Origin of the sequence: Rhodoblastus sphagnicola (assembly GCF_002937075.1) — a bacterium.
Classification (GTDB): domain Bacteria; phylum Pseudomonadota; class Alphaproteobacteria; order Rhizobiales; family Beijerinckiaceae; genus Rhodoblastus; species Rhodoblastus sphagnicola.
The window spans coordinates 1-9129 of record NZ_NHSJ01000097.1 but is presented as its reverse complement, the minus strand read 5'-3'; the positions used below and the strand labels follow the sequence as shown (position 1 = coordinate 9129).

Annotated in this window: 11 protein-coding genes and 1 tRNA gene; 3 read left to right on the top strand and 9 right to left on the bottom strand. The window is 64.0% G+C overall.

Annotated features, from left to right (window positions below; translation table 11 throughout):
• Positions 1 to 239: 239 nt before the first annotated feature.
• From CCR94_RS15995 to petA, 6 genes are all read right to left on the bottom strand, one after another.
• Positions 240 to 956 carry a COG3904 family protein gene (locus CCR94_RS15995; RefSeq protein WP_104508853.1) on the bottom strand — a complete coding sequence of 239 codons (717 nt, stop codon included), beginning with the start codon at positions 954 to 956 and terminating at the stop codon, positions 240 to 242.
• Positions 957 to 973: 17 nt separating this feature from the next.
• Positions 974 to 1049: transfer RNA gene (locus CCR94_RS15990), tRNA-Val, on the bottom strand.
• Between the two features lie 194 nt (positions 1050 to 1243).
• Positions 1244 to 1522, bottom strand: coding sequence for an HU family DNA-binding protein (locus tag CCR94_RS15985; RefSeq protein WP_104508852.1), 279 nt, complete (start codon positions 1520 to 1522; stop codon positions 1244 to 1246).
• A gap of 422 nt (positions 1523 to 1944) precedes the next feature.
• Positions 1945 to 2781 (bottom strand): cytochrome c1, encoded by an 837-nt coding sequence (locus tag CCR94_RS15980; protein ID WP_104508851.1) that lies wholly within the window; start codon positions 2779 to 2781, stop codon positions 1945 to 1947.
• Between the two features lie 10 nt (positions 2782 to 2791).
• Entirely contained in the window at positions 2792 to 4036 is a 1245-nt protein-coding gene (locus tag CCR94_RS15975) for a cytochrome b (RefSeq protein ID WP_104508850.1), read from the bottom strand.
• Between the two features lie 30 nt (positions 4037 to 4066).
• Entirely contained in the window at positions 4067 to 4591 is a 525-nt protein-coding gene (gene petA / locus CCR94_RS15970; protein WP_104508849.1) for a ubiquinol-cytochrome c reductase iron-sulfur subunit, read from the bottom strand.
• A 302-nt stretch (positions 4592 to 4893) separates the two neighbouring features.
• On the opposite strand from petA, the gene CCR94_RS15965 reads away from it, so the two are divergent.
• The 3 genes from CCR94_RS15965 (at position 4894) to CCR94_RS15955 (ending at position 6586) form a co-directional block, all read left to right on the top strand.
• Complete coding sequence (locus CCR94_RS15965; protein ID WP_104508848.1) at positions 4894 to 5409, top strand: tRNA (cytidine(34)-2'-O)-methyltransferase; 516 nt, start codon at positions 4894 to 4896, stop codon at positions 5407 to 5409.
• Positions 5378 to 6271 carry an oxygen-dependent coproporphyrinogen oxidase gene (gene hemF / locus CCR94_RS15960; protein ID WP_104508847.1) on the top strand — a complete coding sequence of 298 codons (894 nt, stop codon included), beginning with the start codon at positions 5378 to 5380 and terminating at the stop codon, positions 6269 to 6271. The genes CCR94_RS15965 and hemF overlap by 32 nt, the downstream gene beginning before the upstream one ends.
• 117 nt (positions 6272 to 6388) lie before the next feature.
• Positions 6389 to 6586 (top strand): YodC family protein, encoded by a 198-nt coding sequence (locus CCR94_RS15955; RefSeq protein ID WP_104508846.1) that lies wholly within the window; start codon positions 6389 to 6391, stop codon positions 6584 to 6586.
• Between the two features lie 147 nt (positions 6587 to 6733).
• On the opposite strand, the gene CCR94_RS15950 is transcribed toward CCR94_RS15955, so the two are convergent.
• From CCR94_RS15950 to CCR94_RS15940, 3 genes are all read right to left on the bottom strand, one after another.
• Positions 6734 to 7816 (bottom strand): extensin-like domain-containing protein, encoded by a 1083-nt coding sequence (locus CCR94_RS15950; RefSeq protein WP_104508845.1) that lies wholly within the window; start codon positions 7814 to 7816, stop codon positions 6734 to 6736.
• Between the two features lie 135 nt (positions 7817 to 7951).
• The gene (locus tag CCR94_RS15945; protein WP_244594104.1) at positions 7952 to 8398 is read right to left on the bottom strand and encodes a DUF2852 domain-containing protein; all 447 of its coding nucleotides are present in this window, start codon (positions 8396 to 8398) and stop codon (positions 7952 to 7954) included.
• Positions 8399 to 8498: 100 nt separating this feature from the next.
• Positions 8499 to 9129 (bottom strand): TetR/AcrR family transcriptional regulator (locus CCR94_RS15940; protein ID WP_104508843.1); only part of this gene is annotated, 631 nt, incomplete at its 5' end.

Here is a 9129-nt window from a genome sequence, read left to right as displayed (position 1 = left end):
GGCTTCAGCGTCGTTCGGAAAGCCGAGGGTCAAAGCCTGTCGCCGGATCGGCGGCGTTCCAGGCGCTGCGCCAAGAGAGTCGCGGCTGCGCGCGAAATGTTCGGCGCACACAAAGCGCGAAGGGTCTGCAACGCCTTCCCGAGGACATCGAGGCTAACGCCCCGCGCCCGCCCCTCTCCCCCGCATCGGACGCCCGTGTCGCGACGGGCTACGCCGGGAGAGCGCCTTGAGTCGTCACGTCAGAAAACCCGGCTCGCCAGGTTCCAGCGGGCCATTTCCGATGAGGTCACGAGGTGAAGCGACGAGGAGTTAATGTGTTCGGCGGTGCGAATCAGGTCGCGCGACACACCCATGCGCACGCTATAGGCCATCAGATGCGCCGCCATCGATCCGTTGTCGTAGCGGCGCACGACATGCGAATCGAGCCAGTCCCCCTGCTCCTGGTTGGCGAACATGCGGTGGATGCCCAGCGCGCTGCCCTGCGGCGCGACGCGCTTGCGGCCGCCCATGAAGGCGTAGACGCAAGCCGACAGGCAATTGGCCGAGAGGAACCGCCCGCCCGGGCCATCGGACGGCGCCAACCGCGCCACCACGGTCGCCGCGCCGATTCGGCGGAAGATCTGCCCCAACTCCATCGAGGCGACCACATAGCCGCCTTCCGAATGCAGGAACACCACGGTATGGAGATCCCGATTCCCCGCGTTGTCGCGTAAAAATTCCAGGAAGTCGCCCGGCGTCGAATTGGTGATCTGACCCTCCGCCACAATGGCCAGAGGGCACGCGCCCCGACACACGCCGCCGCCGCCAAGGGCTTCGACGCGGAAGGTCATCGACGCGGCGCTCGCCGCGCCCGCCGGGGTTCCGGCGAGCAGCGCGCCGAGCGAGAGCGCCGTGAGACCGTTGCGGAAGGATTGCGAAAAAACCCGCGGAAAACCGCGACCCAGGAAGTTCGGCACGGGGACTCTCCAGAACGTGGTGGGCGGTGACGGTCTCGAACCGCCGACCCTCTCGGTGTAAACGAGATGCTCTACCAACTGAGCTAACCGCCCTTCGCCGCCAGGCTCCGACCAAGTCAAGGCGCGACAGATCGTTTCAACGCTTTAGGACGCCCAATGCGCCCTGGCAAGATGGTCCATCAAAGTGATTAAAAGCTGGCGAACGGAGGGCGCCAGATTCGCAAAGACAACAAAACCTGGCGAACGGGGGGTTCGCCAGGCTCGCATTTGTCCGCGCGTCGATAAGGTTACTTGTTGATCAGCGTCTTCAGCTGGGCGCCGGGCTTGAAGCGCACGCTCTTGGACGCGGGGATCTTGATCTCCTCGCCGGTCGCGGGATTGCGGCCCTTGCCTTCGGCGCGCTCCTTGACCGAGAAGGTGCCGAAACCGACGAGACGAACTTCCTCGCCCTGCTTCAACGCCTGAGAAATCGCGTCGATCACGGCGTCAAGAGCGGCGCCCGCGGCCGCCTTGGAAGATTCCGTCGCTTCCGCGACCACGTCGATCAGTTCGGCTTTGTTGGTCATATGGAACTCCTGTCAGTGCGGCGCGGTCTCAAGACGGCCTTGTTATTGTCCCGGGCGCGGACCGCCGTCCGGATTGAAGCTTGATCCTCGCAGAAACGAGAAGCGCGCCGATGCGGCGCGGCTCGAATCGTGAAGCGACGACGGGGCTACTTTCGATGCGAATCCGAGACAAAGCAAGGGACGCGAACGCCTGAACCGCGAAAAAAAACCAGGAAAAACGGGGTTTTTGCCTGGAACTCGACCGTAAATCCGCATAGGGGGCGATCATCATCGACCGCTTTCCCGCCACGGCGCCCCGCGCGCGGGTCCGCGCGGGGCGGTTGGCGAGATTGAGGTCATAAACAATGCGCCCTGCCGGGCGCGCCAAACAAAAGAGGCCCCGACAGGGGCCTCTTGCGTTTGTTTCCAGTCCCGTCGCGTCGTCAGTGCGCCACGTCCGACCAGATCGTCCTCTTGGTGAAATACATCAGGCAAGAGAGGATCAGCAGGAAGATCATCACCTTCGCGCCGATGGACTTGCGCTGGTCGAGCGTCGGTTCGGCAGCCCAATACAGGAAGCTCGCCACGTCCTTGGCGTATTGGTCGAGCGTGGTCGGGGTTCCGTCGGGATAGTCCACCTGGCCTTCGACCAGGGGCTTGCCCATCGCGATCTTGTGGCCGGGGAAATAAGCGTTCCAGTTCGGATCGTCATCCTTCTCGTAGCCATGCAGGATGGCGTAGATGTAGTCGGGGCCGAGTTCCTGGTACATGCCGCCGGGGATCGGCAGGGCGTCGAACACGAAGGCGGGGAAGCCGCGTTCGTATTTGCGCGCCTTGGCGAGCAGCGACATGTCCGGCGGAGCGTTGCCCAGAGCCGCAGCGGCGGCTTCCGGATTGGGGAACGGCGTCGGGAAATAGTCCGACGGACGGCCGGGACGATCGAACATTTCGCCTGCGGCGTTCGGCCCGTCCTTCACCGTGTAGGAGGCGGCCAGGGCCTTGACCTCGTCGACGGAGAGTTCCGGACCGCCCGGCTGGCCGAGCGTGCGGATCGGAATGTGCAACTCGTGGCAGTTGGAGCAGACTTCCTTGTAAATCTTGAAGCCGCGCTGCAACTGCGCCTTGTCGTAGGTTCCGAACGGACCGGCGAAGGACCATTCCTGACGGGTCGGGTTGGGCTGCTCCTCTTCGGCGCGAGCAGCCAGGTTGGACAGGGCGACCACGGCGGCGAGGGCCGTGGCGGCGCCAACGATCTTGGTGAAGGATGAGGCGAAGGTCATCAAATGGTCCTCACTTCGCGGTCTTGACGGGTTCGGACTTGGCCAGCACCGCTTCGGCGATGGTGGCCGGCACCGGCAGCGTCCGTTCGAACTTGGGCAGGAACGGCAGCGCCGCGAAGAAGCCGAAATACAGCAGGCTGAGGATGCGGGAGGCCGTGACATAGGGCTCGGCCGCCGGCATGGCGCCGCAATAGCCAAGGCCGATGCCCACCAGCACGAAGCCCCAGAACAATTTCTTGTACAGCGGGCGATACTTGGCCGAGCGCACCTTGCTGGTATCCAGCCAGGGCAGGAAGGCCAGCACGGCGATGGCGGCGAACATCGCGATCACGCCCGCCAGCTTGTCCGGGATGGAGCGCAGGATCGCGTAGTACGGCAGGAAGTACCACTCCGGCACGATGTGCGGCGGGGTCTTCATCGGGTTGGCCGGGATGTAGTTGTCGGCGTCGCCCAGATAGTTCGGCACGTAAAAGATGAACCAGCAATAGAGCAGCAGGAACACGGTGATGCCCAGGCCGTCCTTCATGGTCGCATGCGGCGTGAACGGCACGCAGTCCTTCTTGATGTCCTGGATTTCGACGCCGTCGGGATTGTTCTGCCCGGTGACATGCAGCGCCCAGACGTGCAGGCCGACCACCGCCGCGATGGCGAAGGGCAGCAGGTAATGCAGGGCGAAGAAGCGGTTCAGCGTGGGATTGTCGATGGAATAGCCGCCCCACAGCCAAGTGGTGATGTCGTTGCCGACCAGCGGAATGGCCGAGAACAGGTTGGTGATGACGGTCGCGCCCCAGAAGGACATCTGACCCCAGGGCAGCACGTAGCCCATGAAGCCCGTCGCCATCATCAGCAGGAAGATGATCACGCCGAGGATCCACAGCACCTCGCGCGGGTTCTTGTAGGACCCGTAGTAGATGCCGCGGAACATGTGGACATAAACCGCGAAGAAGAACAACGAGGCGCCATTGGAATGCGCATAGCGCAAGAACCAGCCCCAGTTCACATCGCGCATGATCTTTTCGACGGACGAAAAGGCCATGGTCGCTTCCGGCGTATAGTGCATGGTCAGCACCACGCCGGTGACGATCTGCGCGATCAGCATGAAGGAGAGGATCGCGCCGAAAGTCCACCAGTAGTTGAGGTTCTTGGGCGTCGGATAGGCGACGAAGGAATCGTAGCCGAAGCTCAGGATCGGCAAGCGGGCTTCAAGCCACTTCACAAAGCCGTTCTTGGGCTCGAAAGTCGAGAGTCCATGCATGTGAGATCTCTTTGGAAAGACAGCGAAAAGTTAGCCGATCTTGACCTTGGTGTCGGTCAGGAAGGCGTAGGGCGGCACGTCGAGGTTGCGTGGGGCCGGCCCCTGGCGGATGCGCCCGGAGGTATCGTAGACCGAGCCGTGGCACGGGCAAAACCAGCCGTCATATTGTCCCTGCTTGCCGAGCGGAATGCAGCCGAGATGGGTGCAGATGCCGATGACAATCAGCCATTCGGGCTTCTGGACGCGTGTCGAATCGGCCTGCGGGTCGCGCAGGCTGCCGACGTCCACATCCACGGCCGCCTTGATCTCTTCCGGCGAGCGGTGGCGAATGAACACCGGCTTGCCGCGCCATTTGACGGTGACGATCTGTCCAACGGGGATCGAGGCGACATCGACCTCGGTCGAGGCCAGCGCCAGCGTGGACGCGTCCGGGCTCATCTGGCTGATCAGCGGCCAGACCACGGAGACGGCGCCGACGGCGGCCACCGCCCCGGTGGAGATGTAGAGGAAATCTCTGCGACTGGTTTCATCCGTCGAAGTGGTGGCTGTGGACAAGGCGACATCCCCAGGTTCAAGAGCGGCCCGCTGCGTCGGGACGGCTCTGCTTGCTTGCGATAAGCGAAGCGGTTTTACGAAACGCGGTTCGGTTGGCGACGCCGCGCGGCGGAAACTTAACCCCTCCCGCTACGAAAACGCATCACAACCGACGCGATGACGAAATGCAGGCCAGAGGAGGCCATTCGGCAGGCGACGCTATTTGGCGCCTTTCAACTTCATTGTCCATAGAAACAGCTTGGCAATTTGTTAGGCGCCCAACAAAGTTTTGCGATGCGGCGCGAGGTCGCTATCTTCCCGCCATGCCTGACGCTTCTCCCCTTTGCCTTGCGCTGTTTCAGCCGGATATTCCACAAAACGCAGGAACCATGCTGCGCCTGTGCGCCTGCCTCGGCGTCGAGGCCGCGCTGATCGAACCCGCCGCCTTCCCCTTGACGGAACGGCACTTTCGCCGCGCCGGCCTCGACTACCTCGACCAAGTGATGATGACGCGACACCTGTCCTTCGCCGCATTCGAACAATGGCGTGCGACAAAAGGACGCAGATTGCTGCTACTCTCCACCCGCGCGTCCCAGCCCTACCCCGCTTTCGCGTTCCAGCCCGGCGACATCGTCATGGTCGGGCGCGAATCGGCGGGGGCGCCGGACGAGGTGCATCGCGCCGCCGACGCGCGCCTGCGCATTCCCCTGCGCGCCGGCCTGCGTTCGCTGAACGTCGCCGTCGCCGCCGGCATGGTTTTAGGCGAGGCCCTGCGGCAAATTGACGGCTTTCCGAGAGGAGAGGTTATTGGAAACGGAACTGGACCATCGCAAGCATGAAGCCACCGAATGGTTTTCCACGTTGCAGGCGCGGATTATCGCGGCCTTGGAACAGCTTGAGCGGCGCGACGACGCCTTCTTGACGCAACCGGACGCCGCGCCGGGAAAATTCGTGCTGTCGCCGTGGGAGCGGACCAATCACGATGGCGCGCCGGGCGGGGGCGGCAAGATGGCGCTGCTCAAGGGGCGCGTGTTCGAAAAGGCGGGGGTCCACGTCTCAACCGTGCATGGAGCGTTCGCGCCGGAATTCGCCCGGCAAATCCCCGGCGCCGAGGAAGACCCCCGATTCTGGGCCGCCGGCATTTCGCTGATTGTCCATCCGCTCAATCCCAACATCCCCACCGCGCATATGAACACGCGGCTGGTGGCGACCTCGAAATTGTGGTTTGGCGGCGGCGCCGATCTCACGCCGGTGCTGATGGAGCGCCGCAGCCAGGACGATCCCGACGCGCAAGCCTTTCATGCCGCGATGCGCGCCGCCTGCGCCGCGCATCCGGTCGCCGATTACCAACGCTACAAGACCTGGTGCGACGATTATTTCTTTTTGCCCCATCGCAATGAAGCCCGCGGCATAGGCGGCCTATTCTACGACAATCTCGAAGCCGGGGGGGAGAAATTCGCGCCCGCCTTCGCCTTCACCCGTTCGGTCGGCGAGGCGTTCGCCGGCATCTATCCTCGTCTGGTCGAGGCGAATATGACAAAGAGCTGGACGCCGGCGCAACGCGCGGAGCAACTCGAGCGGCGCGGCCGTTATGTCGAGTTCAACCTGCTCTACGACCGGGGCACCATTTTCGGATTGAAAACAGGAGGAAATATCGATTCAATCATGTCCTCCATGCCGCCCATGGCGACATGGCCCTGATTCCCCTCCCTGGATCGCGCGCCAACGCGATCCGGATCTTTGTTTCCATGCGTTTTCTTCACGCGAACCGGGTCTGCGTTCGCGTGGGGACGCTTTAGCTGACGACGAGGACCTCAAATGGAATTCCGCCCCGGCGATCTCGTGCAACTGAAATCCGGCGGCCGCTCGATGACGGTCGTCAAAGCCGACAAGACCGGCGTCGATGTGATCTGGTACGCGGAAAGCGATGACGCGCTGCGCACCGCCACCATTCCCGCCGTCTGCCTGGATGTGATCGAACTCGACGACGACGAGGAATTCGAGGAAGAGGAATAGCCGCCCGAAGGAAGCGCCGGACGCCGACGTGGGCGCGCGCCGCGACTAGAGTATTTTCACGTTTCGTGGAAACATGAAAATACTCTAGATTCTTGTTTTAACGCATTTTCTTCACGCGAACCGGTGTCCGCTTCGCTTGAAAATACTCTACCGCCGCGCGCGCGACGTCGACAGGTCGAAATCGGCGGGGTCGCCTTCTGGAACGAAAACCCCATCCGCTTTCATGACGCCACGGGCGGGCGGGGACGGCGGCGGCGCGTGCAAGGCGACCGGCCCGACGACGGAGCCAGCGCCGGGGCGGCGCGGCGGCGCCGGTGGCGCTTTCTGGCCGCCCCGCCCCTCGGGGGCGCGGGCGATAACCGCAGCGGCGGCGGTCAGATCGGGGCCGGGATGCACCGCATAGGTGTTGGCGCCGCGCGGCGGGGAGCCTTGAGCGACGTCGATTTCGTCCTCGATGTCCGGGCTGTCAGGCAAAGTGTCCTTGCGCGAAGGCGGCTCCAGTCCTCTGGGCTCGGGTCTTTGCGGCGCCGGCTTGCACACCCGTCGCGGACCGCTCGACGTCATGCCGTGCAGCGCCAGATCGACGTGGATGTGGTTGTAGTGAAAGGCGTTGGACCCCGGGCCGAGCACGGTGGTGAAATGCTCGCAGGCCCCGGCGTGCAGGTCGCGCAGGAAAGCTTGTGCCTGAGGGTCGCCGCGCGTCCAGTCATGAACGACGGTGATCTTGCGCCCGTCGGCCAGCACGAAGCCGCCAATATCCAGCGCATTGCCGAAGGAATGTTCGGACAGTCGCGCGCCGAACTGGTTGTTCATGCCGCGACAGTTGTAGGACCCCATGGAATCGACCTGCGTGATCGGCTGGCCGAACCGGGCCTCGGCGGCGGGTTGCGCCACCTGGGTCAGCCAGACCTCCAGTTCCGCCACCATCGGGCAATCGAGCGTCTGCGTGGCGTTGAACAGCACCTTGCCGCCGAGCAAGGCCGTGACCTTTAACGGACGCGTGAGACCGCAAATGGAGGGGCCGTCGATGTCGCGGCCGGCCGGCTGGATATAGTTCGACAGTTCGACCTGACCGCGGGCGAAACAGGCTTCCTCGGCCTGCGCCCGCCACGCGGGCCGCTCGGCGCTGCCGAACTTTCCGCACCCCGACAGCGCCCCAAGCAGCGCGAGCGCCGCCAGTCCGGCGGGGCGAGTCAGGGCAAGGGCATGGATCGGGGGAACGCGGACCATCGCATAGAAATGGAGCGTTCAGCTTAACCGTTCCTCAAGGGAATTGGTTAATATTTCAAATTTTAGCACATCGATTCAAACACAAACGCGCCCGCCCTCGTCCCAGAGAGGACCAGGGCGGGCGCCGCGCCGTGTTCAGCCCTGCGGCTGGTCCGGCTTGGCGCGATTCGCCATGAACTTCTCGAAGTCCTCGCGATCCTTGGCGCGGCGCAGGCCGTCGAGATAGTCTTCAAAAGCTTTTTCAGCTTCAAAGATCTTGCGGCGCTCCTCGGCGAGGCGCTCCAGTTCGGCCTTGCGCCAGTCGTCGAAGGCGGCGTTGCCCGAAGACTTCGGCCATTCGGCAAATCCGCGCGCCATGCCGCTCAAGCCGGCGCGCTGTTCGAACTCGCCCCATTTTTCCTGGGCGAACTGGCCGAAATCGCCCTGATAGCGCGACTTAGACTGCCAGATCTTCCAGAACAGGATGGCGAGGCCAATCGGGAAAAACCAGATGAACCCGAGGATCATCGCCACGACTTCGATCGGCTTCCAGTTCATTCGCCCGCAACGGCCCTCACGGTGGACATGGGTGTGACAGCTCATGATCTTGCTCCATCGCCGCCGCGGGCTTCGCCAGCCGGCTGCGTGGATGTGATATGAATTTACATTAAGGCGATTTCCAGATGCGGCCGCGAATATTTCTTTAGAACGCCGGAAACACGGGCTTGACGCCCAGCGATGCGCGGAGCGCGCCCTCGACCAGCGCGGCGACGCCCGCGCCCAGCACATGAAAAGCTTCGTCGGGGCGGTCGGAAAAATGCCCGCCAAGCATCAGGTCGGCGACGCCATGGCTCATCGCCCAGATCTGCACGCCCAGGGTCTCGGCGTCCCCCTCGGGCGCATGGAAGTAGCGCAGCACTTCGACCGTCGAGCGCACCAGGTCCTCGAAAGTCGTCCGCGCCGCCGCGTTTTCCGTCGGGCGGCGCGCCGGGCCGGCGTCGCCGAACATGGCGCGGTAGAGGCCGGGTTCGGCGCGCGCGAAGTCCAGATACGCCTCGCAGCGCCGCCGCAGCGCGGCGACCGGGTCGGGCTTGCCGCCGTCCCAGGCGCGGCCGAGTTGAGCGTTGAAATGGGTGAAGCCGTCTTGCGCCAGGGCCGCCACCAGCGCGTCGCGGTCGGCGAAATGGCGGTAGGGCGCGGCGCCGGTGACGCCGACGCGCTTGGCCGCCTCGGCCAGGGTGAAGCCCGCCAGCCCGCGCTCGGAAATCAGAGCGCGCGCCGCCGTCAGCAGCGCCTCGCGCAGGCGTCCGTGATGATAGGACCGCCGCCCCAAG

Excerpts from the sequence above, each read along its gene's own strand:
- CCR94_RS15950 (WP_104508845.1), bottom strand. The coding sequence starts at position 7,816 with ATGGTCCGCGTTCCCCCGATCCATGCCCTTGCCCTGACTCGCCCCGCC.
- CCR94_RS15980 (WP_104508851.1), bottom strand. The coding sequence starts at position 2,781 with ATGACCTTCGCCTCATCCTTCACCAAGATCGTTGGCGCCGCCACGGCC.
- CCR94_RS15985 (WP_104508852.1), bottom strand. The coding sequence starts at position 1,522 with ATGACCAACAAAGCCGAACTGATCGACGTGGTCGCGGAAGCGACGGAA.
- CCR94_RS15965 (WP_104508848.1), top strand. The coding sequence starts at position 4,894 with ATGCCTGACGCTTCTCCCCTTTGCCTTGCGCTGTTTCAGCCGGATATT.
- CCR94_RS15955 (WP_104508846.1), top strand. The coding sequence starts at position 6,389 with ATGGAATTCCGCCCCGGCGATCTCGTGCAACTGAAATCCGGCGGCCGC.
- CCR94_RS15975 (WP_104508850.1), bottom strand. The coding sequence starts at position 4,036 with ATGCATGGACTCTCGACTTTCGAGCCCAAGAACGGCTTTGTGAAGTGG.
- CCR94_RS15945 (WP_244594104.1), bottom strand. The coding sequence starts at position 8,398 with ATGAGCTGTCACACCCATGTCCACCGTGAGGGCCGTTGCGGGCGAATG.